General features: G+C 69.3%; 24 protein-coding genes. 15 read left to right on the forward strand and 9 right to left on the reverse strand.

Annotation, left to right across the window (positions count from 1 at the left end; translation table 11 throughout):
• Window positions 1–7: 7 nt before the first annotated feature.
• Complete coding sequence (locus tag QRN16_RS11790) at window positions 8–580, reverse strand: DinB family protein (protein WP_200933792.1); 573 nt, start codon at window positions 578–580, stop codon at window positions 8–10.
• On the opposite strand from QRN16_RS11790, the gene purT reads away from it, so the two are divergent.
• Window positions 579–1,808 (forward strand): formate-dependent phosphoribosylglycinamide formyltransferase, encoded by a 1,230-nt coding sequence (gene purT, locus QRN16_RS11795; protein WP_502943996.1) that lies wholly within the window; start codon window positions 579–581, stop codon window positions 1,806–1,808. The genes QRN16_RS11790 and purT overlap by 2 nt on opposite strands.
• The gene (locus QRN16_RS11800; protein ID WP_027506205.1) at window positions 1,805–2,287 is read left to right on the forward strand and encodes a DUF456 domain-containing protein; all 483 of its coding nucleotides are present in this window, start codon (window positions 1,805–1,807) and stop codon (window positions 2,285–2,287) included. The genes purT and QRN16_RS11800 overlap by 4 nt, the downstream gene beginning before the upstream one ends.
• On the opposite strand, the gene QRN16_RS11805 is transcribed toward QRN16_RS11800, so the two are convergent.
• A complete protein-coding gene (locus QRN16_RS11805) occupies window positions 2,284–3,018 on the reverse strand; it encodes an amidohydrolase family protein (RefSeq protein WP_285186871.1) in 735 nt (244 codons plus the stop codon). The genes QRN16_RS11800 and QRN16_RS11805 overlap by 4 nt on opposite strands.
• A 77-nt stretch (window positions 3,019–3,095) precedes the next feature.
• Here QRN16_RS11805 and QRN16_RS11810 point away from each other — a divergent pair, with 77 nt between their 5' ends.
• The gene (locus QRN16_RS11810) at window positions 3,096–3,965 is read left to right on the forward strand and encodes an SMP-30/gluconolactonase/LRE family protein (RefSeq protein WP_285186873.1); all 870 of its coding nucleotides are present in this window, start codon (window positions 3,096–3,098) and stop codon (window positions 3,963–3,965) included.
• Between the two features lie 54 nt (window positions 3,966–4,019).
• Here QRN16_RS11810 and QRN16_RS11815 read toward each other — a convergent pair whose 3' ends face one another.
• Window positions 4,020–5,399 carry an FAD-dependent oxidoreductase gene (locus QRN16_RS11815; protein WP_027506208.1) on the reverse strand — a complete coding sequence of 460 codons (1,380 nt, stop codon included), beginning with the start codon at window positions 5,397–5,399 and terminating at the stop codon, window positions 4,020–4,022.
• Between the two features lie 294 nt (window positions 5,400–5,693).
• On the opposite strand from QRN16_RS11815, the gene QRN16_RS11820 reads away from it, so the two are divergent.
• Entirely contained in the window at window positions 5,694–6,746 is a 1,053-nt protein-coding gene (locus QRN16_RS11820; RefSeq protein ID WP_027506209.1) for an alkene reductase, read from the forward strand.
• 27 nt (window positions 6,747–6,773) lie between these two features.
• On the forward strand, window positions 6,774–7,175 hold the full coding sequence (locus QRN16_RS11825) for an Rv0361 family membrane protein (RefSeq protein WP_051613444.1): 402 nt from the start codon (window positions 6,774–6,776) through the stop codon (window positions 7,173–7,175).
• Window positions 7,176–7,181: 6 nt separating this feature from the next.
• On the opposite strand, the gene QRN16_RS11830 is transcribed toward QRN16_RS11825, so the two are convergent.
• A complete protein-coding gene (locus tag QRN16_RS11830; RefSeq protein WP_285186876.1) occupies window positions 7,182–8,897 on the reverse strand; it encodes an MDR family MFS transporter in 1,716 nt (571 codons plus the stop codon).
• Between the two features lie 82 nt (window positions 8,898–8,979).
• On the opposite strand from QRN16_RS11830, the gene QRN16_RS11835 reads away from it, so the two are divergent.
• Window positions 8,980–9,390: a rhodanese-like domain-containing protein gene (locus QRN16_RS11835; protein WP_027506210.1), complete on the forward strand. Its 411-nt coding sequence runs from the start codon at window positions 8,980–8,982 to the stop codon at window positions 9,388–9,390.
• Window positions 9,390–10,595 (forward strand): O-succinylhomoserine sulfhydrylase, encoded by a 1,206-nt coding sequence (locus QRN16_RS11840; RefSeq protein ID WP_027506211.1) that lies wholly within the window; start codon window positions 9,390–9,392, stop codon window positions 10,593–10,595. The genes QRN16_RS11835 and QRN16_RS11840 overlap by 1 nt, the downstream gene beginning before the upstream one ends.
• Window positions 10,596–10,667: 72 nt before the next feature.
• Here the strand turns inward: QRN16_RS11840 and QRN16_RS11845 are convergent, their stop codons facing one another.
• A complete protein-coding gene (locus QRN16_RS11845) occupies window positions 10,668–11,753 on the reverse strand; it encodes an isochorismate synthase (RefSeq protein ID WP_285186878.1) in 1,086 nt (361 codons plus the stop codon).
• Window positions 11,750–12,511, reverse strand: coding sequence for an HAD-IIA family hydrolase (locus QRN16_RS11850; RefSeq protein WP_037186095.1), 762 nt, complete (start codon window positions 12,509–12,511; stop codon window positions 11,750–11,752). Before QRN16_RS11850 ends, QRN16_RS11845 begins: the two co-directional genes overlap by 4 nt.
• 163 nt (window positions 12,512–12,674) lie before the next feature.
• Here QRN16_RS11850 and QRN16_RS11855 point away from each other — a divergent pair, with 163 nt between their 5' ends.
• The 7 genes from QRN16_RS11855 to QRN16_RS11885 all read left to right on the forward strand — a co-directional run bounded on the left by QRN16_RS11855 (window position 12,675) and on the right by QRN16_RS11885 (window position 19,789).
• Window positions 12,675–13,391, forward strand: a complete 717-nt coding sequence (locus QRN16_RS11855; RefSeq protein WP_285186881.1) for a GNAT family N-acetyltransferase — start codon at window positions 12,675–12,677, stop codon at window positions 13,389–13,391.
• On the forward strand, window positions 13,391–14,590 hold the full coding sequence (locus QRN16_RS11860; RefSeq protein ID WP_285186882.1) for a GNAT family N-acetyltransferase: 1,200 nt from the start codon (window positions 13,391–13,393) through the stop codon (window positions 14,588–14,590). The genes QRN16_RS11855 and QRN16_RS11860 overlap by 1 nt, the downstream gene beginning before the upstream one ends.
• A 97-nt stretch (window positions 14,591–14,687) precedes the next feature.
• The gene (locus QRN16_RS11865) at window positions 14,688–15,599 is read left to right on the forward strand and encodes an LLM class flavin-dependent oxidoreductase (RefSeq protein WP_285186884.1); all 912 of its coding nucleotides are present in this window, start codon (window positions 14,688–14,690) and stop codon (window positions 15,597–15,599) included.
• Complete coding sequence (locus tag QRN16_RS11870; RefSeq protein ID WP_285186886.1) at window positions 15,596–16,906, forward strand: LLM class flavin-dependent oxidoreductase; 1,311 nt, start codon at window positions 15,596–15,598, stop codon at window positions 16,904–16,906. Before QRN16_RS11865 ends, QRN16_RS11870 begins: the two co-directional genes overlap by 4 nt.
• Window positions 16,903–18,030: an LLM class flavin-dependent oxidoreductase gene (locus QRN16_RS11875; RefSeq protein WP_285186888.1), complete on the forward strand. Its 1,128-nt coding sequence runs from the start codon at window positions 16,903–16,905 to the stop codon at window positions 18,028–18,030. The genes QRN16_RS11870 and QRN16_RS11875 overlap by 4 nt, the downstream gene beginning before the upstream one ends.
• Window positions 18,027–18,821: a DUF1684 domain-containing protein gene (locus tag QRN16_RS11880; RefSeq protein ID WP_285186890.1), complete on the forward strand. Its 795-nt coding sequence runs from the start codon at window positions 18,027–18,029 to the stop codon at window positions 18,819–18,821. Before QRN16_RS11875 ends, QRN16_RS11880 begins: the two co-directional genes overlap by 4 nt.
• Window positions 18,818–19,789 carry an isopenicillin N synthase family dioxygenase gene (locus QRN16_RS11885; RefSeq protein WP_285186892.1) on the forward strand — a complete coding sequence of 324 codons (972 nt, stop codon included), beginning with the start codon at window positions 18,818–18,820 and terminating at the stop codon, window positions 19,787–19,789. Before QRN16_RS11880 ends, QRN16_RS11885 begins: the two co-directional genes overlap by 4 nt.
• Here the strand turns inward: QRN16_RS11885 and QRN16_RS11890 are convergent.
• Together QRN16_RS11890 and QRN16_RS11895 are read right to left on the reverse strand one after the other, a co-directional pair.
• On the reverse strand, window positions 19,779–20,549 hold the full coding sequence (locus QRN16_RS11890; protein ID WP_285186894.1) for a 2-phosphosulfolactate phosphatase: 771 nt from the start codon (window positions 20,547–20,549) through the stop codon (window positions 19,779–19,781). The two genes, QRN16_RS11885 and QRN16_RS11890, sit on opposite strands and share 11 nt — an antisense overlap.
• On the reverse strand, window positions 20,546–21,205 hold the full coding sequence (locus QRN16_RS11895; protein ID WP_051613446.1) for a DUF998 domain-containing protein: 660 nt from the start codon (window positions 21,203–21,205) through the stop codon (window positions 20,546–20,548). The genes QRN16_RS11890 and QRN16_RS11895 overlap by 4 nt, the downstream gene beginning before the upstream one ends.
• 80 nt (window positions 21,206–21,285) lie before the next feature.
• Here QRN16_RS11895 and QRN16_RS11900 point away from each other — a divergent pair, with 80 nt between their 5' ends.
• Window positions 21,286–22,632 (forward strand): HNH endonuclease signature motif containing protein, encoded by a 1,347-nt coding sequence (locus QRN16_RS11900; protein WP_285186897.1) that lies wholly within the window; start codon window positions 21,286–21,288, stop codon window positions 22,630–22,632.
• On the opposite strand, the gene QRN16_RS11905 is transcribed toward QRN16_RS11900, so the two are convergent.
• Window positions 22,614–24,434: an FAD/NAD(P)-binding protein gene (locus tag QRN16_RS11905; protein ID WP_285186899.1), complete on the reverse strand. Its 1,821-nt coding sequence runs from the start codon at window positions 24,432–24,434 to the stop codon at window positions 22,614–22,616. The genes QRN16_RS11900 and QRN16_RS11905 overlap by 19 nt on opposite strands.
• Window positions 24,435–24,436 lie beyond the last annotated feature (2 nt).

Here is a 24,436-nt window from a genome sequence, read left to right on the forward strand (position 1 = left end):
GGGAGACTCAGAGGAACTCCGACGCGGCGTCGTCCACCCGCGACCGGTAGTCACCCCACCAGTCGGCGTCACCGTCCGCCAGGTTGGAGTTGCCGGGAGCCAGTCCGGCGCTGCCGTCGGCGAGTTCGCGCACGATGTCGGCGTGGCCGGCATGGCGGTGTGTCTCCGCGATCAGGTGCACCAGGATGTACTCGACGGTCACGGGGTTCTTCGCCGTCCACCACGGCACCGTCCCCTCCGCTCTCGGTCCGAGGGTGCGCACCGTCTCGTCGGCATGGGCGTTCACCCGGCGGTAGAGGTCGACGAGAGAATCGCGGGACTGGTCGGGTGTGGCCCACATGTCGGCATTGAGTTCGAGTGTCGGGTCGGACCACGGGATCGGTTCGGGGAACGGTCGCCCGAACGTGGACCCGAGGTACCCCGCCTCGGTCATGGCCAGGTGTTTCACGATTCCCAGCAGGTTGGTACCGGTCGACGTGAGGGGCCGACGGATGTCGTACTCCGACGCGCCGTCGAGTTTCCACACCACCGCGTCCCGTCCTCGCTGGAGGTAGGTGAGCAGGTCCTCGGTCTCCGCCATGCCCGATAGCATTCCAAGAGTGACGTCCTCCCGCATCGGTACTCCGCTTTCTCCGTCGGCCACCAAGGTGATACTGCTGGGCTCCGGTGAGCTCGGCAAGGAAGTGATCATCGCGTTCCAGCGCCTGGGCGTCGAGGTGATCGCCGTCGACCGGTACGCGGACGCCCCCGGCCATCAGGTCGCGCACCGCGCCCACACGGTGGACATGAGCGATCCGGACGCCCTGCTCGCCGTCATCGAGTCCGAGGCGCCGCACTTCGTCGTGCCGGAGATCGAGGCCATCGCCACCGAGGCGCTCTCCGTGGTCGAGGACCGCGGGGTCACCACCGTCGTGCCGACGGCGCGCGCGACGCAGCTGACGATGAACCGCGAGGGCATCCGCAGGCTCGCGGCCGAGGAGCTGGGGTTGCCCACGTCGCCGTACGCGTTCGCCGACAGTGTGGACGAGGTTCGCGCGGCGCTCGAGCACACGGGCTTCCCGGCGGTGATCAAGCCGGTGATGTCGTCGTCGGGAAAGGGGCAGTCGGTCGTGACGAGCGACGACGACGTCCAGCGGGCCTGGGACCACGCTCAGGCCGGGGGACGAGTCGCGCTGGGCCGGGTCATCGTCGAGGGCTTCGTCGACTTCGACTACGAGATCACCCAGCTCACCGTCCGCGCGGTCGACGAGAACGGCGCCGACGAGACCTCCTTCTGCGAGCCCATCGGCCACCTCCAGAAGTCCGGCGACTACATCGAGTCGTGGCAGCCCCAGCCCATGTCGGCGGCCGCTCTGCACGCCGCACGCGAGGTCGCCCGCACGGTCACTGCGGCACTCGGCGGCCGCGGCATCTTCGGCGTCGAGCTCTTCGTCAAGGGCGACGACGTGTACTTCTCCGAGGTCAGCCCACGACCGCACGACACGGGCCTGGTCACGCTCGGCACCCAGCGGCTGTCGGAGTTCGAGCTGCACGCGCGCGCCATCCTCGGGCTTCCGGTGGACACCACGCTGCTGACACCCGGCGCGTCCGCGGTGATCTACGGCGGTCTCGACGAGGTGGGCATCGCCTTCGAGGGCGTCGAGCAGGCGCTCCGCGTCCCGGAGACCGACATCCGCTTGTTCGGCAAGCCGGAGAGCTTCGCGAAGCGGCGGATGGGCGTCGCCGTGTCGACCGGTCCGGACGTCGAGACCGCGCGGGAGCGTGCACGCGACGCCGCGAGCCGCGTGCGTCCGGTCTCGGCACGGTGACCGCCGGTGCCGAGGTCCTCGTCGGACTGGTCGTCCTGATCGGCCTGATCGGGATCGTCGTCCCGGTGCTCCCCGGTGTGGTCCTGATCTTCGCCGCGATCGGCGTCTGGGCCTTCGTCGTCGGCACCGCATCGGCGTGGACGGTGTTCGGCATCGCGACGGCGCTGCTGGTGGCATCGGGCGTCGTCAAGTACCTGTGGCCGGGCAGACGACTGAAGACGGCCGGAGTGCCCACCCGTTCCATCGTCGCGGGCGGCGTCGTCGGCATCGTCGGATTCTTCGTCGTCCCGGTCGTCGGACTCTTCCTCGGGTTCCCCCTCGGTGTGTACCTGGCGGAGCTGCCACGGGCGCGCACGTCGGGTTCGGCCTGGCAGTCGACCGTGCACGCGACCAAGGCCGTCGGCCTGTCGATCCTCGTCGAGCTGTTCGGTGGTCTGCTCGCGGCCGGCGTGTGGGTCGTTGCCGTCATCGTGCTCTAACGCTCCCGGTACCAGGCCCTCGCGTTCCTGAACAGCACCTTCTGGAGATCGCCGCCCACTGCCTCGGTCACCAGGTCGATGTCGGAGGGGACGAAGCGTCGCGGGGAGCGCGTGCCGGGCAGATCGGTCCCGAACATCAGTGCCTCGGGGTTGACGGCATGGATCCTGCTCATCGCCTCCACCGGGTCGTGGCCGATGCGGCCGAAGCCCGCCGCCTTGACCCGTGCTCCCCTGTCGACGAGATCGAGGAGGTACGGCATGGCGTCCTCGGCCATGCCGAGGTAGTCGATGCTGATGGCCGGCAGTTTGGACAGGACCGGCTCCAGGGACAGCAACAATCCGGCGTCCGCGTAGAACTCGGCGTGCCATCCGGCGATCTCGTGCGCGCGGACGGCCTGCTCGGTGAGGGTCGACACGTCGGTGTCGCCGCGCCGCAGATTGAATCTGAGCGCTCGGACGCCCGCGTCGTCGAGCGCGATGATGTCCTCGTCCTCGGCGTCCCACGGCAGGTGGGTCACGCCCACCCATCCGTCACCGAGTTCGGTCAGCGCCGCGAGCAGAAAGCTCTGGTCGCTGCCCTGGAACGACCCGGCGACGACGGCGCCGCCCACGACCCCCAGTCCGTCGGTCTCCTCGCGATAGTCGTCGGCAGTGAACACGGGGGGTTCGTATCCGCCGTTCGACACGAGAGGGAACCGCGGATCGATGATGTGGACGTGGCTGTCGAACACGTCTGCCAGGATGCCTCATGATGTGATGAGGCGTACGTCACATTCGATCATCCGTCTCGTCGTGCGAGGAGCTACACATGAAGGCAGAGCCGACCGTGGTCCTGGAGGGCTACACCTACTTCGAGTGTCCACGGTGGCGGGAGGGCCGTGTCTGGGTCTCCGACTTCTACACCCACCAGGTGCTGTCGGCGAACGAGGACGGCAGCGACGTCCGGGTGGAGGCCGAGGTGCCGCACCAGCCGTCCGGGCTCGGGTGGCTTCCCGACGGTCGGCTCCTGGTCGTCTCGATGCGAGATCAGACCGTTCTGCGGCGCGAGGAGAACGGCGACCTCGTGGTGCACGCTGACCTGTCCGCGCACGCGACCGGCAACGCCAACGACATGCACGTGGATGCGGACGGGCGCGCCTACGTCGGCAACTTCGGATTCGATCTCATGAACATGGCGCCCATCGAGACGGCCTCCCTGCTGCGTGTCGAGCCGGACGGCAGTGTGCACGAGGACGCCACCGATCTGCACTTCCCGAACGGCATGGCCGTCACCGCAGGCGGCGATCTCCTCGTCGACGAGACGCTCGGCAACCGGATCAGCGCCTTCGCGATCGGCGACGACGGTGTCCTCGGACCGCGCCGCGACTGGGCCGTGCTCGGTCCGATGCCCGAGTCGACGGACATAGCCGAGGGCATCGGCCAGGTGGTGGTGGCGCCCGACGGTTGCGCTCTCGCGCAGGACGGCACGCTGTGGGCGGCCGACGCACTGGGGCAGCGCATCGTGCAGATTCGCGAGGGCGAGGGAGTGGTCGACGAGTTGACCTTCGACACCGGGGTGTTCGCGTGCGGATTCGGCGGCGACGACGGCCGCACCCTGTTCGTCTGCGCCGCACCCGATTTCAACGAGCACGCCCGCAAGGACGAGCGCGAGGGGCGGCTGCTGTCCGTCCGGATCTGACACGCACGAAGCCCCGAGGACATCCTCGGGGCTTCGGTGCGTCAGCTGCTGGGGTCAGGCCTTGTCGGGCTCGCTGGCGCGCAGCATGTCCTCGCGCTCGACGACCTTGACGCGCTCGCGGCCCTGCGGCTCGCCGAGGCTGCGCTCGTGCGCGTCGAGGCGGTACCAGCCGTCCCACGTGGTGAACGGGACCTTCTTGTCCTCGAGGAACGCGACGACGGCGTCCTCGGACGGGTCGGTGGCACCCGCGAACGACGGGGCGTCGGCGAGGAGGTTCGCGACGGTCTCGTTGGCGTCACCCTTGGTGTGGCCGATGAGGCCGACGGGTCCGCGCTTGATCCAGCCGGTGACGTACGTGGCGTCGACGGGGGTGCCGTCGTTGTTCTTCACGCGGCCGGCCTCGTTGGGGATGGTGCCCGCGAGGTCGTCGAAGGGGAGGTCGGCGATGTTCTGCGACAGGTAGCCCACCGCGCGGTAGACGGCCTGGACGTCCCAGTCGGTGTAGTTGCCGGTGCCCTTGACGTTGCCGGTGCCGTCGAGTTCGGTGCGCTCGGTGCGCAGGCCGACGACCTTGCCGTCCTGGCCGAGCACCTCGTGCGGCGACTCGAAGAAGTGCAGGAACAGCTTGTGCGGGCGGTCGCCGGCATCGCGGATCGCCCAGTCCTGCAGCGTGTTCGCGACCATGTCGACCTGCTTGGACTCGCGGCGGGCCTTCTCCGAGCCTTCGTCGTAGTCGATGTCCTCGGGAGCGACGATGACCTCGATGTTGGGGGAGTGGTCCAGCTCGCGGAGCTCGAGCGGCGTGAACTTGGCCTGGGCGGGGCCGCGGCGGCCGAACACGTGCACCTCGACGGCCTTGTTGGCCTTCAGGCCCTCGTAGACGTTCGCGGGGATCTCGGTGGGCAGCAGCTCGTCACCCGTCTTGGCCAGTACGCGGGCCACGTCGAGCGCGACGTTGCCGACGCCGAGGACGGCGACCTTCTCGGCGTCGAGGGGCCAGGTGCGCGGCACATCGGGGTGACCGTCGTACCAGGAGACGAAGTCGGCGGCGCCGTAGCTGCCGTCGAGGTCGATGCCGGGGATGTTCAGCGCGCGGTCCGCGTTGGCGCCGGTGGAGAAGATGACGGCGTCGTAGAAGCGGCGCATCGTCTCGAGGTCGATGTCGGTGCCGTAGTCGATGTTGCCGAGCAGGCGGACCTGCGGCTTGTCGAGCACCTTGTGCAGCGCGGTGATGATGCCCTTGATGCGCGGGTGATCCGGTGCGACGCCGTAGCGGATCAGACCGAACGGAGCGGGCATGCGCTCGAAGAGGTCGATGCTCACGCCGGGGCCGGAGACGTTGTGGTCCGACTTCATCAACGCGTCGGCGGCGTAGATGCCGGCCGGGCCTGCACCCACGATGGCCACTCGGAGCGGGCGGGTCTGGTCAGTCATCAGCGTGGATCTACCTAACATCGTCGTCGGCCGGCCGCCCATCGAGCTCGGAGCGGGCGTCGTGGCCGCAGGGAGGCGGACACCCCAGCATAAGTGACGAGGCGGCGCCTCCGGTGCGCCAGGTGGCCGTGACGTGTGCACAGAGAACTGGGTGAACATCAGGATTCCATCGAGTGATGCGGCCCACAGTCGGGCATGGATCGCGGACCCCTCGGGCTTGCGTCAGAGGACAGCCCGACAGTCAGCACCTTCGAAAGGCCGATCGACGTGACCGAACTCAGTCCCGAATCACCCATGCTCCAGCCGCTCGAACTCGGCGACATCCACGCCCGCAACCGTGTCTTCATGGCGCCGCTCACGCGCAGCCGCAGTGGTGACGACGGTGTGCCCGGTGACCTCGTCGTCGAGTACTACCGCCAACGTGCGGGTGCCGGCCTCATCGTGTCCGAGGGAACGCAGCCTTCCGCCGTCGGCAAGGGCTACACCAACACCCCGGGCCTGCACACCGACGAGCAGCAGGCCGGCTGGGCGAAGATCGCGGACGCGGTGCACGGTGAGGGCGGCAAGATCGTCGTCCAGCTGATGCACGCGGGTCGGGTGTCCCACCCCGACAACTCGGGCCTCGAGGCCATCGCACCGTCCGCCATCGCGCCCGGTATCGAGATGTTCACCAAGGGTGGGTCGAAGGAGATCCCCGCGCCGCGCGAGATCGCCGCGGACGAGATCGCTCGCGTGGTCGACGTGTTCGTCGACGCCTCGACCCGTGCGATCGAGGCCGGTCTCGACGGTGTCGAGCTGCACGCCGCCAACGGCTACCTGCTCCACCAGTTCCTGGCGGACGGCGCGAACCACCGCACCGACTCCTACGGCGGCAGCCCCGAGAACCGTGCGCGCCTCGTCGTGGAGGTCGTGCGCGCCGTCTCCGCCGCCATCGGCGCGGGCCGGGTCGGCATCCGCATCTCGCCCGGAGGCACCGCGAGCGGCATCACCGAGGACGACACGACGGGTGCCTACGAGGCGCTGCTGTCGCAGATCGACGGCCTCGGCCTGGCGTACCTGCACGTGCTCGTCGACGCCGAGGATCCGTTCCTGGGCAAGCTGCGTTCGGCCTGGAGCGGCCCGTTCGTGCTCAACACCGGCTTCGCCGCGATGACCACTCGCGACGAGGCCGAGAAGCTGGTGTCCGACGAGATCGCCGACGCCGTCACGGTGGGTCGGCCGTTCATCGCCAACCCCGACCTGGTGACCCGGTGGACCCACGACACCGAGCTCAACACCCCCGACGAGAGCACCTTCTACGGCGGCGGCGCCGAGGGCTACACCGATTACCCGTCGCTCGAGGGCTGAGCTGCACCGAGCTGACATGATCGGAGCATGAGCTCCGAAGAGGATCCGAGACCCACCACCGCAGCGCCCTTCATCGCGGCCGCTGCGGTGGTGGTCGTCGTGGCGGTGATCATCGCGATCCTGTCGCTGACCGGGTCGCCCGACGAGAACGTCAGCGACAACCAGCGCGTCGGGACCGCCGTCGCCGCCTACGTCGAGGCTGTGAAGTCCGGCGACACCGCCGCTGTCACCGCACTGCAGTGCCCCGGCATCACCGACGCACCGCTGGCGGATGCGGGTACGTCGGTGGATCTCGAGAACATCGAGGAGGTGCGGGTCAAGGGTGACGCCGCCGAGGCCGACGTGCGAGTCAGCCTCGACGGCAGCGAGCAGAGCCTCACCTGGAACGCGGTGCGGTCCGGTGACGACTGGCTGCTCTGCAGTCCCTGACGAGCTCTACTCGGCTGCGTCCTTGCTCGCCGTGCGTTCCGACGCCTGAGCTGCGAGGCCGCCCTGGGTGCGCAACGGGACCTCCTTGTAGAACAGGTTGATCACGAAGGCCAGCGCCAGCACGAACCCGGCCACGACGAAGACCGAGTCCATCGCGTCGGAGAATCCGATCTGGAACGGCGCCGCCACCGCGTCGGGCAGCTTTTGGATGAAGGACGTGTCGTCCAGGATGCCCCCGGCGGCCGACCCGTTGCCCTGCACGAGCCCCTGCGCGAGGCCGGACACCGCGGGATCGGTGCTGGACGCGGCCTGACCCACCGCCTCGCGGAACTCGGGAGTCTCCGCGGCGGAACGCAGAGCCGACGCGATGGCGTCGGTCACGCGCGAGAAGAGCAGGGACAGGAACACCGCGACGCCGATGGTGCCGCCGATCTGCCGGAAGAACGTGGCCGACGAGGTGGAGACGCCCATGTCCTGCGGCGGCAGTGCGTTCTGGATCGCGAGGGTCAGCGGCTGCATCAGATTTCCCAGGCCGAACCCGAAACCGAACATCGCGATCATGATCATCCACAGCGGTGTGTCGTACTCGATGAACGAGAACGCGAACATGCAGACCGTCATGAGAGTCGTGCCGATGATGGGATACGGACGGTAATGGCCCGTGCGGGAGATCATCTGGCCGGAGAAGATCGACGCGACCATGATGCCCAGCACCAGCGGGAGCATCTGGAACCCGGCGAGCGTCGGCGACGAGCCCTTGACCACCTGCAGGTACTGGGGGAGCAGCGTGATGCCGCCGAACATCGCCGCACCGGTGATGACCGAGAGCACGAGTCCGACGCTGAACGTCGAGTTGCGGAAGAAGCGCATCGGGATGAGTGCGTTCGTCTTCATCCTGATCTCGATGGCGATGAAGGCCGCGATGCCGAGGACGCCGATGGTGTAGCAGATCATGGCCCGCCCGGAGCCCCATCCCCACGTGCGTCCCTGCTCGGCGATGATCAGCAGCGGCACCAGTCCGACGGCCAGCGCCGCGGCGCCGCCCCAGTCGACGACCGCGCTGCCGTGTCGACGCGGCAGATTCAGCACCTTGGCGACGACGAACAGAGCGACGATGCCGATGGGCACGTTGACGAAGAACACCCAGCGCCAGCCGGTGATGTTCAGGATCTCGGACTGGCCCGACAACACGCCGCCGATGACCGGACCGAGCACGCTGGACGTGCCGAACACGGCGAGGAAGTAGCCCTGGTACTTGGCCCGCTCCCGCGGCGGGACGATGTCGCCGACGATGGTCAGTGCGAGCGAGAACAGGCCGCCGGCACCGAGGCCCTGGAACGCGCGGAAGGCCGCGAGTTGGTACATCGACGTGGCGAAGCCGCAGAGCGCCGATCCGATGACGAAGATCGTGATCGCGGTCAGGAAGAACTGTTTGCGCCCGTAGATGTCCGAGAGCTTCCCGTACAGCGGCGTGGAGATGGTGGCCGTGATCAGGTACGCCGTGGTGACCCACGCCTGAACGGAGAAGCCCTGCAGGTCGTCCGCGATGGTGCGGATGGACGTCGAGACGATCGTCTGGTCGAGCGCGGCCAGGAACATGCCGAGCATCAGACCGGAGATGATCGTCATGATCTGGCGATGGGTGAACTGCCCCGTGTCGCCGCTCGTGTCCGGCTGTGGTGAGCCGGCGCCCGTCGCAGGGCGCAGTGTGTCGTCCGTCATCGGCTCATCTTGCCCCCTCGAGGCCGTACGCTGCGACTATCGGACATATCGGGCCGAGCCGACCATGTGAGAAACTGGGGTCGTGAGCTACGCAGGAGACATCACGCCCGAGCAGGCCTGGGAACTTCTCAGCACCGATCCGGAGGCCTCGCTCGTCGACGTCCGCACCCACGCCGAGTGGAGCTACGTGGGTGTCCCGGACATCTCGTCGCTGGACAAGCCGACGGCCTTCGTCGAGTGGGTCGCCTACCCGGACGGCGCGAAAAACGAGAACTTCGTCGACGAGGTCCGTGCCGCCGGGGTCGACAAGGGCCCTGTGGTCTTCCTGTGTCGCTCCGGTCAGCGGTCCATCGGTGCCGCCGAGGCCGCGACCGCTGCGGGGCTCGGACCCGCCTACAACGTGCTCGACGGCTTCGAGGGCGCGACCGACGCCGAGGGACACCGCGGCAGTGCCGGGTGGCGCGCCGTCGGACTGCCCTGGCGGCAGAAGTGATCCCCACCGGCGGCGGGTTCTCCAAGCCCCTGCCCGACGGGGTCGGGCAGGGAACTCTCGGTGTCCGCGGCGGTCTGAACCGCTCGGGGTTCGAGGAGAACGCCGAGGCCCTCTATCTCAGTTCGGGTTTCGTGTACGAGAGTGCCGAAGCCGCCGAGCAGGCGTTCACCGGCGACATCGACCACTTCGTCTACTCGCGCTACGGCAACCCGACCGTCACCATGTTCGAGGAGCGGCTGCGGTTGCTCGACGGCGCCGAGGCGGCCTTCGGCACCTCGAGCGGGATGTCCGCGGTCTTCACCGGGCTCGGAGCGCTGCTGAAGGCCGGCGACCGACTCGTCGCGGCGCGGAGCCTGTTCGGCTCGTGCTTCGTCGTGTGCAACGAGATCCTGCCGCGTTGGGGAGTCGAGACCGTCTTCGTCGACGGCGACGACCTGGACCAGTGGGAACAGGCGCTCGCCGTGCCCACCACCGCGGTGTTCTTCGAGACGCCGTCCAACCCGATGCAGTCGCTCGTCGACGTCCGGCGCGTGACCGAGATGGCGCATGCGGCCGGTGCGAAGGTGGTGCTGGACAACGTCTTCGCGACGCCCGTGCTGCAGCGCAGCTTCGACCTCGGTGCCGACGTGGTGGTGTACTCGGGGACCAAGCACATCGACGGACAGGGGCGCGTGCTCGGGGGCGCCATCCTGGGATCGAAGGAGTACATCGACGGTCCTGTGCAGACGCTCATGCGCCACACCGGTCCCGCGCTGAGCCCGTTCAACGCCTGGACTCTGCTGAAGGGTCTCGAGACGATGCCGCTCCGCGTGCGGCACATGAACGCCTCGGCGCTGGCCGTCGCGGAGTTCCTCGAGGCGCAGCCGGGTATCGGATGGGTGAAGTACCCGTACCTGCCGTCGCACCCCCAGCACGATCTCGCGGTCTCGCAGATGAGCGGCGGCGGCACCGTCGTCACGTTCGAGCTCGAGGGCGGCAAGGCGCGCGCCTTCGAGTTCCTGAACAAGCTGCGCATCATCGACATCTCCAACAACCTCGGCGACGCGAAGTCGATGACGACGCACCCCGCCACCACCACCCACCGGGCCATGGGTCCGGAAGGCCGTGCAGCCGTGGGCATCACGGACGGAGTCGTGCGCATCTCCGTGGGCCTGGAGGACCTCGAGGACCTGCTCGGCGATCTGGCGGGAGCGCTCGCCCGGTAGAGCCGAGTGCATCAACGGCCGGCTTCGGTGCGCTGAGCCGCGGTATCCGCGGCTCGGCGCACCGGATCGACGTCAGAGGCCGAAGGGCCTGAGCACCGTCGCGAACTTCGCTGTCGTCTCCTCCAGCTCGGCGCTCGCGTCCGAGGCGGCGACGATGCCGCCACCCGCGGTCGCGACCCCGCTGAGGCCGTCGGCGGCGATGTCCAGGCAGCGGATGGCCACCATCCACTCACCGTCGCCCGACGCGTCGCACCACCCCACCATGCCGGCGTAGAAGTCGCGGTTGCGTCCGGACTCCAGCAGATCGATGGTCTGGAGCGCCAGGTCGGTGGGGCTGCCCGCGACCGCGGGTGTCGGGTGCAGTGCGAGCGCGAGATCCAGTGCCGTGGTGGCGGGGTCGGCCAGTGTCGCGGTGATCGGGGTCGCCAGATGCCACACGGCCGGCGTGCTGGTCAGCGTCGGCCCGTCGGGGACGGACACCTCCGAGCACAGTGGCGCCAGGGCCTCGGCGATGGCGTCGACGACGAAGCGGTGCTCGGCCAGGTTCTTGGCGCTGGCGAGCAGGTCGGCGCCCGCCTGCTCGTCCGCCACCGGATCCTGTTGTCGTGCGGCAGTTCCGGCGAACGGTCGGCAGATGACCTGGGTTCCGGTGCGCCGCACCAGCAACTCCGGCGACGAGCCCACCAGGTGGCGGCCGAAGTACGGACCACCCGCCGCGGTGAGATCGACGGCGAAACCGTTGTGCATCGGATTCGCTTCGATGAGCGTGTCCGCGAACGCCGTCGGGGACAGCGGGGCATCGAACACCAGCGTGATCGACCGCGCGAGAACCACTTTGCGTAGTGCGGATCCGGGATGGTTCAGCACCGTCAGGGCACGCTGCACCCGCGCGACGTGTTTGTCGGGTGGTGGGTTCTGGGAGGCGATCACAGCTCCGGGCAGGGTGCTCTGCTCCGGTGTCCGCGGCTCGTCGCGCCGGTCGAACGTCGACGGTTCGACGAGTGCACACCGCGTGGACGCATCGAACCCGATGGCCCCCACGAGAACCCGCGCCGACCCGTCCTCGAGAGCCTCGCGCGCGTCGTCGATGTGATCGAACGCCTGCCGGGTGCCCGTCGCCTCGACGCTGCGGTCGGGCCGGGAGTAGACGAATCTCATCCGAACGGGTTCGCGGTGTGCCCGATGAGGTCGGCGACCGACTCGATGACACGGGTGGGGCGGAACGGGAACATCTCGACGCTGGCGGGGGTCGAGATACCGGTGAGCACGAGGATGGTCTGGAGACCGGCTTCGAGCCCGGACACGATGTCGGTGTCCATGCGGTCACCGATCATCAGCGTGTTCTCCGAGTGCGCGCCGATGGCCCGCAGAGCGGACCGCATCATCAGCGCGTTCGGCTTGCCCACGTAGTACGGCTCACGTCCGGTCGCGCGCGTGATGAGCGCGGCGACGGATCCGGTGGCGGGCAGCGATCCCTCGCGTGACGGGCCGGTGGCGTCGGGATTGGTGGCGATGAAACGGGCTCCGCGTTCGACCAGCCGAATGGCGGTGGTGATGGCCTCGAAGGAGTACGTGCGGGTCTCGCCGAGCACCACGTAGTCGGGATCGATGTCCGTGATGATGTAGCCGATGTCGTGCAGGGCCGTCGTCAGGCCGGACTCCCCGACCACGTAGGCGGTACCGTTCGGCCGCTGGTTCCCCAGGAAGGTGGCGGTGGCGAGTGCCGACGTCCAGATCGACTCCTCGGGGATCTCGAGGCCGGTCCGTCGCAGGCGTGCCTGCAGGTCGCGACGGGTGCGGATCGAGTTGTTCGTCAGGACGATGAACGGGGTGTTCGTGTCCTGGAGTTCCTTCAGGAAGCGGTCCGCTCCGGGGACGAGGTGCTCCTCGTGCACCAGGACACCGTCCATGTCCATCAGGTACGTCCACGGGGGTGTCCCCGTCGTGGACGGAGCATCGTCAGGTCGCACGGCGTCGTCAGGACTCACTCTGTCGGGGCTCACGACACCATTCTGCCCCTCCGGAATCGTCGCGAGTACAACGCGCCGCGGCGTCGGAGCCGACCCTTACAGTGGCCTGGTGCAGTGCGACGACCGAGTTCCGGTGATCCCGACCCTCCCCGACGCGCATCCGCTGGACGATCCCATCCGATCGTCCCTCGTCGGCGCCCACTCCCGGTTCGCCGAATGGCGGGGCCGGATCGCGCGTTACCACCCCGAGGTGGCCGGGTTCTTCGGTCACCCCGAGGACATGACGGCGGAGGACTGGGTGGATCTCGGCGCCCTGCTCCCGGTGGGTGAGCAGGCTGCACTGCGGGGCGACGGCATCACCCCGCCCGCCGGGTGGCGCGTTCTCGACCGGATCGGGCTGCTGCAGTTCGACGGATCCGCGCTGGTGGTGGAGCCGGAACCGGCCGCGCAGGTGCTCACCGCCGACGACGTGCCGGAGATGCTCGATCTCGTGCACCGCACCCGGCCGGGACCGTTCCGCTCGCGGACCGTCGAGATGGGCACGTACCTGGGCGTCCGGGACGGGTCGCGGCTCGTCGCCATGGCCGGGGAGCGCATGCATCCCGACGGCTGGACCGAGATCAGCGCCGTGTGCACCGACCCCGAGTACCGAGGGCAGGGCCTGGCCACCCGCCTCATCCGCGCTGTCGGGTACGGCATCCGGGAGCGGGGCGAGGTGCCGTTCCTGCACACGAGTGTGACCAACACCCGCGCCGTCGCGCTCTACGACACCCTCGGATTCGTGCTCCGCCGACAGACCACCCTGACGATCGCCGAGGTCGCCTGATGGTCGACATCCGCATTCTCGAGTCGCGGTCCGACCTGCTGGAATCGCAGCGCGTCTTCCGTGCCGCGATGGTGGGACTGCCCACGCTGCAGGTCACCGAGGACGAGATCGCGAGTCTGCGCGAGCCCGGTCGGACCTACGGCGCCTTCGACGGCGATCGACTCGTCGGGACCACCGATTCGGCCCGCGGAACCCTGACGCTGCCGGGCGGCGCTCGGGTTCCCCACCTGGCCGTCACCCATGTCGGGGTGTTGCCGACCCACACCCGCCGCGGTGTCGTGTCCGCTCTGCTGCGGCGCCAGCTGCGGGACGCGCGCGATGCCGGGGACGTCGTCGCCACGCTCCGTGCGTCGGAAGCTGTCATCTACGGCCGCTACGGCTACGGCGTCGCCACCTCGTCCGTGTCCGCCGAGGTCGTCACCGCCCGTGCGTCGGTGCGGGAGGAGGCCGTGTCCAGCGGCACCGTCCGCCTCGTCGACGACGGGGACGTGTTCGACGTGCAGGCCGGCATCGTCGCGTCGCACCCGTCGAGTCGACCGGGCACCATCACCCGACTGCCCGTCTGGTGGAACGCGTCGAGGCTGCGTGGGCGGACCGACACCGGTCCGGTGTGGAACGCGGTGCACTCCACCGGCGGGGTCGACGACGGATACGTCCGGTACCGCCCGCGCGACCCGCGGACGTGGTGGTCCGGGAACGACCGCCGGGTGGTCGTCGAGGACCTCCATGCGCCCGACGACGCGGTGTTCGCCGACCTGGTCCGCTTCCTCCTGCGACTCGACCTCGTCGACCGCATCACGTTTCCCGCACTGCCCGTCGACACCGTGCTGCCACTGCTGATGCACGATCGCCGATCCCTACGGCTCGATCGCACCGAGGACGAGACCTGGCTGCGCATCCTCGACGTGTCCGCGGCACTGTCCGCGCGCACGTACGGGCCCGGGGACGCTGTGACCATCGCCGTGCAGGACCCGGACCTGCCGGAGAACGCCGGGACCTACGCCGTCGCACCGGACAGCGTGCGGGTGGTCGACGCGGCGCCGGATCTGACGGTGCACGTCCGAGATCTGGCGTCGGTGCTGCTCGGCGGGACGTCGTGGTCCACTCTGGTGACCGCTGGCCTGGCGCAGGGCGACCCCGCGGCGGCCGATGCTCTGTTCCGGACCGCGGCGGCGCCCTTCGCCGGCGTCGGTTTCTGACGCACATTCCCCTCCGATCTCTGCGATTCCAACCCGTGTGCCGGGTGCGGATCCCTCCTAACCTCGGGTGTCCGGGGGCGATACGAGGGAGCGCACGATGACCAGGACGGTGACACTCGGCTTCGACGTCGGAGTCGGTTCGGCCGACGGACGAGCCGTGGCCGCCACGGTGACCGCGGCCGAGAACGCAGGATTCGGCTACGTCACGTTCGACGACGGCGATCTGGCGACGGGTGGCGTCGACGCCGTCACGCGCGCGGCCTTCGTCGCCGCGACCACCAGCACGGTGGGCCTCGTCGCCACCGCCAGCACCACCTACGCGGAGCCGTTCCATCTGTCGTCGCAGCTCGCGTCGTTGGACTACGCGTCCCGCGGCCGGGCGGGATGGGTGGCGGCCCGGTCGCTGACACCCGACGTCGCCGCAGCATGGGGCCGTGAGGTCGTTTCGACCGACGTCGATCTGGCGCGCGAGCAGCGTGATTCGGTGACGGTGGCGCGCGGGCTGTGGGACTCGTGGGAGGACGACGCGGTGATCCGCGACTTTCCGACGGGGCGGTTCCTGGACCAGCAGAAGCTGCACTACGTCGACTTCGTCGGAGAGAAGTACTCGGTGAAGGGCCCCGCGATCGTGCCTCGGCCGCCGCAGGGTCAGGTGGTGGTGTTCGGCCGATTCGGCGAGATCGACACAGATCTGCTCGACGTCGTCCTCGTGGAGAACGAGGCGGACGCGCGCGCGGTGTCCGGGGTGCACGTCGTTCTCGACGTCGAGGCCCCCGGAAGCCCGGCGGCTGCAGCGGCTCTCGTCGAGCGCATTGCTGCCCTCGACGACGCGATCGGCGGGATCAGGTTGCGTCCTGACCTGATCGACGACGATCTCCGCGTCGCCGCACGCTACGTCCTTCCTCAGCTGTTCGAGCGGGACCTGGCCCTTCGGCCGGTCCCGGCCACGACGCTGCGTTCCACTCTGGGCCTGGCCCGCCCCGTCAACCGATTCGAGGCTGCGCGATGACCGCTCACTTCCGTCCCGACGCCACCGTCCACCTGGGTGTCTTCTTTCAGGGCGTCAACCACACGACGATCTGGTCGGACCCGGCCAGTGGCTCGCAGATCGACTTCGAGACGTTCCGTCGTCTGATCACGACCGCCGAGCGCGGACTGTTCGACGCCTTCTTCCTCGGCGAAGGACTGCGGCTACGCGAGCAGGGCGGCAAGATCCTCGACCTGGACATCGCGGGTCGTCCCGACGCGATCACGCAGTTGGCGGCGCTCGCCGGCATCACCACGAACATCGGATTGGTGGCCACCCAGAACACCACCTACAACGAACCGGTCGACCTCGCGCGTCGGCTGTCGGGACTGGACGTGCTGTCCGGTGGTCGCGCCGGCTGGAACGTCGTGACGACGGACAACGCGTGGACGGGCGAGAATTTCCGACGCGGTGGCTACCTCGACCACGCGGACCGCTACGTGCGCGCCGGAGAGTTCCTGGACGTCGCCAGGGCGTTGTGGAACGCAGGAGGCACGCCCGACTCCGTGCGCATCCAGTCCTCGCAGTTCGACATCGTCACTGCTGCACCGATTCCCCGCAGTCCTCAGGACCACCCGGTGATCTTCCAGGCGGGAGATTCCAGCACCGGTCGCGACTTCGCCGCCCAGCACGCCGACGTGATCTTCTCCGCGCACGGCACCCACTTCGACGACGCACTCGACTTCGCGAACGACATCCGCGCGCGACTCGTGGCCCGAGGGAGACCGGACGACGACATCAAGATCCTGCCCGGCACCCAGATCGTCCTCGCGGACCACGAGCGGGACGTGGACGAGAAGGTGCGCTGGGTCAAGGAGGGTCAGTTCACCGGCCCGACGACGCTGTCGATCGCCGGCCAGGTGTGGGGGCGCGATCTGTCCGATCGTGATCCCGACGGACCGCTCCCCACCGAGGATCCGATCGTCAGTGGCGTCGTCGGTGCTCGTGGGTCGGCGTTCAACGGCATCGACGTGGATGCACGCGTGCGGGAATGGCGGTCGCTCGCCGAGGCGAAGAACCTGTCGCTGCGGCAGGTCGTCATCGAGACGTCGGCGCGTACCGGATTCGCGGGTACGCCGAGCCAGGTCGCGGACGAGCTCACTCGGTGGGTCCGCGGAGGGGCGAGCGACGGCTTCAACATCACGCCGTACCTCGTGCCGAGCGGGCTCGACGGCATCGTCGACAAGCTGGTTCCCGAACTGCAGGAACGTGGTTCGTACCCGGCCGCCTACGAGGGGTCGACCTTGCGGGAGCACCTCGGACTACGTCGACCCCGTATCGGCGAGTGAGATTCCACTGGTTCCTCCCCACCGGGGGTGACGACGAGAGGCTCGGTGCGCACTCGCACGGAGTCGCCATCGGCGGTGGGGGCGCCTCGGCAGCGGGTGCGGGACATCGGGACGCGACACTCGACTACCTGACCGAATTGGCCGTGACCGTCGAGGAACTCGGTTTCGAGGCCGTGCTCACCCCGACGGGCGGGCACTGCGAGGACGCCTGGCTGGTCACCGCGGCGCTGATCCCGGCGACCACTCGTCTGAAGTTCCTGGTGGCGTTCCGGCCGGGCCAGGTCTCGCCCGTGACGTCGGCGCAGATGGTCAGTACATTCCATCGACTGTCCGGTGGACGTGTGCTCCTCAACGTGGTGGTCGGGGGCGACGACGTCGAGCAGCGGTCCTACGGCGACCGTCTGGCGAAGGAGGACCGCTACGCGCGGGCGGGTGAGTTCCTCGGCATCGCGCGCGCCGTCTCCGACGGCCGGCCGGTGCGGCCGTCCGGCGACCACTACGCTGTGGACCGACCGAACGGCGGCGGTTTCGGCGGGCATCCTCCGGTGCCGCTTCCCGACGTCTATCTCGGCGGATCATCGGACGCCGCACTGGATGTCGCCGCCGAGCATGCCGACGTCTTTCTCACGTGGGGCGAGTCTCCCGAGGCGGTGGCCGAGAAGATCTCCCACGTGCGGGAGCGGGCGGCTGCCCGCGGCCGCACCCTGCGTGCCGGACTGCGGATGCACGTGATCACCCGCGAGCGCGCGAAAGATGCGTGGGCTCGAGCCGAGGACCTGATCGCCGATGTCGACGACGCGACCGTCCGGACCCGACAGGCGCAACTGGGCGCCGTGGGATCGGAAGGCCAGCGACGCATGCTGGCGTTGCACGGCGGTGATCGTCGGAACCTGGTGGTGGGCCCCAACCTGTGGGCGGGCATCGGTCTCGTACGCGGCGGCGCCGGCACCGCGCTGGTCGGCAGCCACGACGAGGTGGTGGCCCGCATCGAGGAGTATCGCGAGGCAGGTGTCGACGAGATCATCCTGTCGGGGTACCCCCATCTCGAGGAGGCACGTCACGTCGGCGCCGGTGTCCTCGGCAGAATCGCATCGTCACCGTCCGAGAAGGAGTACGCATCATGACAACATCCGTCACCACGTTCGAGCAGGACTGGACTGCATGGCATTCCGATCGCGAGGAGTACTTCCGCGATCCGTTGGGCTGGGTCGCGCTCACAGGTCTGTACTGGTTGACCGAGACCGACGCGGCCGTGGCGGATCTGCCCGGTGTGTGGCGCGCCGACGACGACACTCTGCAGGTCACCGCGAGCACGGGCGACGGGTTGTCGGTCGACGGGGTGGTCGTGGACGGGACTGTCGCTCTGCACCCCGTCGAGGGGGCTCCCGGCCTCCTCGTGGCCGCCGGTGAGCGGCGCGTCGAGGTGATTCGCCGCACCGGCTCGGTGGCCCTGCGCGTGCACAACCCCGCGGCCCCCACCCTGGCGTCGTTCGGCGGGATCCCCACCTTCGCACCCGACGAGAAGTGGCGCGTGAGTGGCACGTTCACGCCGTACGACTCCGAGCGCACGGTCACCACCGCGGCCGTCGTCGAGGGTCTGGAGCACCACCACGCCGGGCTGGGCGTCATCGACTTCACGCTCGGGAACGCACCGCAACAGTTCGTCGCATTCCGAGGGAAGGCGGGCGGCTTCCACATCCTCTTCACCGACGAGACCAGCGGCGTGAGCACCTACCCCGCGTGCCGGTCCCTCGCGGTCGGCGATGCGGACGCCGACGGCCTGGTGACACTGGACTTCAACCGCGCGTCCAACCTGCCGTGCGCCCTCACCGACTACGCGACGTGCCCGGTGGCGCCTCCCGAGAACCGGCTGACCGTCGCGGTGGAGGCCGGCGAGAAGCTTCCGATCAGGTGACAGCGCTGCCCGTTCTCGACATGTCGACCGCGGATGTCGACGGGTTTCGTTCGGCATTGCGCGAGTCCACCCACGACCACGGCTTCTTCCACCTGACCGGTCATGGTGTCGACCCCGAGCTCGTGTCGACGGTCCTGTCGCTGGCGCGCACTTTCTTCGCGCTGCCGGCAGACGCCAAAGACGAGATCAGTCAACTGAACTCGCCCCAGTTCCGCGGCTACAGTCGGCTCGGCGGCGAGCTGACCAACGGCGCCGTCGATTGGCGAGAGCAGATCGACATCGGTCCGGAGCGCGAGGTGATTCCCGCGGCGCAGGGATACTGGAACCTGCAGGGCCCCAACCAGTGGCCGTCCGCGCTACCCGAACTGCGTCCCGCGTTCGAGGCCTGGGACGCCGCCCTGTCGGACGTCGGGCTTCGGCTGCTCCGACACTGGGCAGTCTCCCTCGGCGCGGCCGAGGACACATTCGATGCCGCCTTCGCCGAGCTCCCCGCGACGTTGATCAAGGTGGTGCGGTATCCCGGCAGCACCGAGAACCCGCAGGGGGTGGGCGCGCACAAGGACTCGGGGGTGCTGACGTTGCTTCTCGTGGAGCCGGAGTCGACCGGCTTGCAGGTGGAGCTGCGCGGCGGCGAGTGGATCGACGTACCGCCCGTGGCCGGCGCGTTCATCGTCAACGTCGGGGAACTGCTCGAGGTCGCGACGGGTGGGTACCTGCGTGCCACTCGGCATCGCGTCCTCGCGCCGACGCCCGGCACGGACCGGGTGTCCGTTCCCTACTTCCTCAGCCCCGCACTGGATGCGCGCGTGCCGCTCATCGACCTTCCACCCGAGTTGGCGGCGCGGTCCCGGGGCGTCGACACTGATCCGGACAACCCCCTCTTCCGGACCTACGGCGAGAACGCGTGGAAATCGCGTACCCGTGCACACCCGGACGTGGCCGAGAAGCACCACGGGATCAGGCGCTGAGGCCGCCGCTCGCAGCATCGACGAAGATCCCCTGACGGAGAATCGGAACGCCGGCGCTCTCCCCGACCTCCGCTGCCACCGCGACATCGCCGTCGAATCCGAGGGCGATCAGCTCGCGACCGGAACTGCAGTCACGCAGTGCCGTCGACGGATCATCGGCCACCGGCGTCCAGGCTGCCTGCGCCGCGTCGGCCTCGGGAGACGGGTCGAGAAGACGCCCGACGGCCGCGAGTGCCGCGACGACTGCACCCGCTCCCCAGAAGTCCTCGATCGCGGGGCGTAGCGATCCGTCCGGCCATCTCTCGCCCGCAGCGATGATCGCCACGGAGTCGTCCGGTCCCGCGGTGCGCGCGATCCAGTGCGCGATCGCCGTCGCCGTGCGCAGGGACGCCGCTGCCAGGACGGGTGTCGTCGCCAGCGCCTCGGCGATGGTCGATCCGTTGGGTGACGGAAGAACGAGCCGGGCGGGCACGTCGCGCGCGGACCGGATCGATCCGGGGGACAATGTGATGCGGCCCGGAGCCGCTTGCGAGCGGCGGAACGCCACGGACGCGTCGTGACGTCGGGCGACCTCCTCGGTGTCGGCGCCCGCGTGCGGGACGACGCCGATTCCTCGGTCGAGAGCGACACTCACCGTGGTGGTGAACGACAGGACGTCCACGATCACGGCGATGTCGGCGTCCGACGCGATCGCCTCGGCTCCGCGCAGGCCCCAGTCCACCCGGGTGCGATGTCGCCGCTGACGGTGCTCGGGGTTCACGGCTGCTCGGCCAGCTCGGTGCCCCGCAGCTCGTAGGACTTGAGTGTCCAGTACGCGCCGAAGGTGATCACTGCGACCGCTTCCACCACCAGTACCGCGAGCGCGCCCTGGCGGAGGACGAGCACCAGGGCGAGCGCCGACGCCGGAGCGACGACGACCACGACCGCCACGACTCGATAGGCCCTGCGGTAACGGCGGATTCGCCGTTCGGAGTCCCGGGACGGATCCAGGGTGTCGTCCGCGCACCGCCAGACCGACACCGCGAAGCTGACGAAGAAGGCCACGGCGGCGACGGCGTGGACCGTCATACGCAGGCCGAAGTCGCTCTGCCCCGGTGGATCCGTGGGCACGAGCGCGACGACGACGAGGAAGGCGCCGGCCGCGTTCAGCAGTCTGTTCTCGAGCGGCCCGTGACCGCGGTAGCAGATCAACGCGATACCGGTCCCGGAGAGCACTCCGACGAACACGTCGCGGGCCGGGCTGTAGTAGTACTCGCTCATCGATCCGAGCACGGGAAGGTCGGGATCGAGCAGCGACCAGGCGACGAGCAGGAGAGGCAACCCGACGGCCATGATCGCCATCGCCGCGCGCAACGCGAAATACGTGCCGACGATGTGCTCGGCGAGCGGGTCGGACCAGGCGCGGAGCGGGCTCATGGGCTCGACTCTACGGCGCGCGGAGGGTGTCGGACCCTCGAGTTACCTTCTGCAGGAATCGAGGATCCGGGGGGAGATCGATGAACGACACGGTAGAGCTGCACCCACCGTCGGTGGACGAGATACGGCTGTTCACAGCGCGTTTGGGGCTGGTGGAGGACGGCGGGTCGGCGCGGGAAGGAATCGATGCCGTGACGGCCATCGAAGCCCTGAAGTGCGTGGGCGCGGCGACGCAGGCGGTAGTGACCGCCGGGGTGGCGGCGAGCGTTCGAGCCGATCGGCGTGATCGCGGGCTGCCGAGGAAGCAGTGGGATCTCGGGATCGCGTCACAGGTGGGTCTGGCACGTCGCGAGTCACACCGGCGTGGTGGCACATACCTCGGACTCGCACGGGCACTGGTGCACGAGATGCCGTACACCCTGCAGTCGATGCGCGAAGGCCGCCTGAGCGAGTACCGCGCGATGCTGCTGGTGCGGGAGACGGCGCACCTCACCGTGGCGGACCGGCGGGAGGTCGATCGCCGGTTGTGTGCCGACGCCTCGACGTTGGAAGGGAAGGGCGACAAGCAGGTGGTCGCGCTCGCGGTGGCCGCGGCGGTCGAGCTCGATACCGCGGCCGTGGTGCGGAGGAACGCGCGTGCGGCTGCGCAGCGCCGCGTGAGCGTGCGTCCGGCTCCGGAATTCATGGGATACGCGACGGCGCTGCTGCCGATGGACAAGGCGGTGTGCGTGTACGCCACGTTGCGCCGAGACGCGGACGCGCTCGTCGCAGCCGGCCGTGCCGAGGGTCGAACGCGTGATCAGGTGATGGCGGACCTGTTGTTCGAGCGCGTGACCGGGGGAGATGCAGCGGCGGGTCCCCCGGTGGCGGTGCAGCTGGTCATGTCCGACGAGTCGTTGCTCGCCGGCGGTGACGAGGCCGCGCACGTTCCCGGCTACGGCATGGTTCCCGCCGAAGTGGCCCGCCGTGCGGTGGCCGACCGCATCGACGGCGGGAGTGTCGGTGCGACCCTGCGGCGGCTCTACGCCGTCCCGTCGACGGGACAGCTCACGGCGATGGACTCGACGGCGCGTGTGTTCCCGGCGGGACTCGGTCACTACATCGACGTCCGCGACCGGACGTGCCGCACACCGTGGTGCGATGCGCCGATCCGACACCACGACCACATACGCCCCTTCAGGTTCGGTGGCCCGACGACGGCGGAGAACGGCATGGGACTGTGCGCCGCCTGCAATTACGCGAAGGACGCGGAGGGGTGGGAGGCCCAGCGGGTCGTCGAGCACGTCGACGGCGGCCACATCGTCAGATTCCGGACGCCGACGGGCCACACCTACGACTCGGCTCCGCCGGCAGTACCGTTGCCGCTTCCCACCACGATGGTGGAGACGCAGCTGTACGAGCTGCTCGTTCAGCGTCGAGCCGGGTGAGACACAGCACGGTGGCCGGCCACGAGATCCGCGGCGATCGCGTCGTTGTGCCGGAAGAAGCCGGCGTCGATGCCGGGCCGGGCGAAGGCGCCGGACCAGGCGTGGCCCGCCACCCACATTCCCACCGCGTACCGATGGGGGTGCGCCGTGCCCGATGCGTCGATCACGCGGGACGAGCCGTCGACGGCCAGTTTGGCCGGACTCGTCGGAGACGCACTCACCTCGCGGACCTCACCGCGCTCGTGCAGCGATCGCAGCAGGGCGTCGGCGCTGCGCGAGATGGACGCGCTGGGCAGTCGGGCTTCGATGAGCGTCCGCGCTCGCACCACGTCGTGGTGCACGTGCGAGGTCGCCCGGAAGCCGTCACCGTCCGCCTCGAACCGCACCTCGGGGCCGAGGTAGCGAATGACTCCGGCGCGGCCGAGTGCGAGCAGCTGCTCCAGGCGCTCGGGCGGGGGACCGCTCGCGAGGAAGCTGAAGAAGGAATGCAGCTGTCCCTCCACCTGCGACGCGACGTCGTCCGGGCGCAGTCGCTCTGTCCGAACGAGCTCTCCCACAGTCCGATACACCGACAGCAGGGCCGAGAAAACGGCGGCGTCCGCGCTGAAGCGGGGGTCGCGCCGTCGTGCCAGGTCTGCCTCGATGTAGCGGTGCACCTGCTCTGCGGCATCGGCCGCTGAGTCGACTCGGGCGTGCCGCAGCGGTCGGTCGAGCGTGTCGATGTCGAAGTGGTCCTCGGGATCGGGGACCATTCGTTCGACCAGTTCACCGACTGCACGGGCGCCGTCACGGCCCAGGGCGGCCTCGAGTTCGATGAACGGCCCGCGGACACGGTCGGGGTGGGAGCGGAACAGCTCGTGATAGTGCGCCCACGCAAGTTCCGCGACCGCGAGAGGCCAGACCGCCGTACGGAAGTCGAGCGTCTCCGTCCCGGGAAAAGCCTCGGGTACGAAGAACCTCGGGAGAGGCGGTGCCGCATCGGCGATGGAGTACGAGATCTTGGCGTGGTACGGAACCCCGCGTCGAGATCCGGCGTACACCAGGGGTTCCCGGCCGGAGGCCGTGTACACCAGGGTGCCGTCACCGGAGCGCGAGAAGGTGCCGCCGCGTGACTCCGCGAGCAGCACCATCCAGTCCACGAAGGCCAGACCGAGGCCCGAGATCAGGACGGGTTCGGCCTCGGGAACCAGCGCCGGGTCGAGGTCGGCTGTGTATCCCGGCCCGATGTACCGGAGACCGTGGGTCTCGGCATGGGCGGCGAATGCCTGGACGTCTGCCGGCGGCAGAGTGTCGGGTTGGCCCTGCGCCAGAACGACATCGGTCACCTCGAGCACGGTGCCGTCGTCGAGGATCAGACGCTGGTGGACACCCCGATCCTCGATGTCGACGACGCAGGCCCGGTGCACGTGCACTCGAACACGATCCGGCCGCGCCTTCACCGCGCTCTCGAAGACGTGAGCGAGATAGTGGGACTGCAGCGACCGGGACGCGAACGACGACGGGGTGAAACGAAGAACCTCCTCCCGCAGAGCCGGATCCGTGACGAGGGTGTCCCGGTTCGCCGTCACCCACTCCGCGAGGGTGGGACCGCCCGACCCGTCGGGCAGCATGGCCACGTCCGCCGCGACGGAGTTCATCCACAGCAGGGGGTCCTGGTTCCGTCGCCAGATCCGCCCCGCACCCGGCGGGTGGGGGTCGACGACATGGACGTCGATCGGTTCGGTCAGCTCGTCGGCCCGGCCGACGATCCGCTCGAGGATGCCGGTCGCGCGGGGTCCTCCGCCCACGAACGCGATGCTCACGA

Origin of the sequence: Rhodococcus sp. MEB041 (genome assembly GCF_030208955.1) — a bacterium.
GTDB lineage: Bacteria > Actinomycetota > Actinomycetes > Mycobacteriales > Mycobacteriaceae > Rhodococcoides.

What these genes read in the sequence shown, in the direction of transcription:
- purT (WP_502943996.1), top strand. Translation starts at nt 579, where the DNA reads ATGCCCGATAGCATTCCAAGAGTGACGTCCTCCCGCATCGGTACTCCG.
- QRN16_RS11790 (WP_200933792.1), bottom strand. Translation starts at nt 580, where the DNA reads ATGGCGGAGACCGAGGACCTGCTCACCTACCTCCAGCGAGGACGGGAC.
- QRN16_RS11810 (WP_285186873.1), top strand. Translation starts at nt 3,096, where the DNA reads ATGAAGGCAGAGCCGACCGTGGTCCTGGAGGGCTACACCTACTTCGAG.
- QRN16_RS11815 (WP_027506208.1), bottom strand. Translation starts at nt 5,399, where the DNA reads ATGACTGACCAGACCCGCCCGCTCCGAGTGGCCATCGTGGGTGCAGGC.
- QRN16_RS11820 (WP_027506209.1), top strand. Translation starts at nt 5,694, where the DNA reads ATGCTCCAGCCGCTCGAACTCGGCGACATCCACGCCCGCAACCGTGTC.
- QRN16_RS11825 (WP_051613444.1), top strand. Translation starts at nt 6,774, where the DNA reads ATGAGCTCCGAAGAGGATCCGAGACCCACCACCGCAGCGCCCTTCATC.
- QRN16_RS11830 (WP_285186876.1), bottom strand. Translation starts at nt 8,897, where the DNA reads ATGACGGACGACACACTGCGCCCTGCGACGGGCGCCGGCTCACCACAG.
- QRN16_RS11845 (WP_285186878.1), bottom strand. Translation starts at nt 11,753, where the DNA reads ATGAGATTCGTCTACTCCCGGCCCGACCGCAGCGTCGAGGCGACGGGC.
- QRN16_RS11850 (WP_037186095.1), bottom strand. Translation starts at nt 12,511, where the DNA reads ATGGACATGGACGGTGTCCTGGTGCACGAGGAGCACCTCGTCCCCGGA.
- QRN16_RS11860 (WP_285186882.1), top strand. Translation starts at nt 13,391, where the DNA reads ATGGTCGACATCCGCATTCTCGAGTCGCGGTCCGACCTGCTGGAATCG.
- QRN16_RS11865 (WP_285186884.1), top strand. Translation starts at nt 14,688, where the DNA reads ATGACCAGGACGGTGACACTCGGCTTCGACGTCGGAGTCGGTTCGGCC.
- QRN16_RS11870 (WP_285186886.1), top strand. Translation starts at nt 15,596, where the DNA reads ATGACCGCTCACTTCCGTCCCGACGCCACCGTCCACCTGGGTGTCTTC.
- QRN16_RS11880 (WP_285186890.1), top strand. Translation starts at nt 18,027, where the DNA reads ATGACAACATCCGTCACCACGTTCGAGCAGGACTGGACTGCATGGCAT.
- QRN16_RS11895 (WP_051613446.1), bottom strand. Translation starts at nt 21,205, where the DNA reads ATGAGCCCGCTCCGCGCCTGGTCCGACCCGCTCGCCGAGCACATCGTC.
- QRN16_RS11900 (WP_285186897.1), top strand. Translation starts at nt 21,286, where the DNA reads ATGAACGACACGGTAGAGCTGCACCCACCGTCGGTGGACGAGATACGG.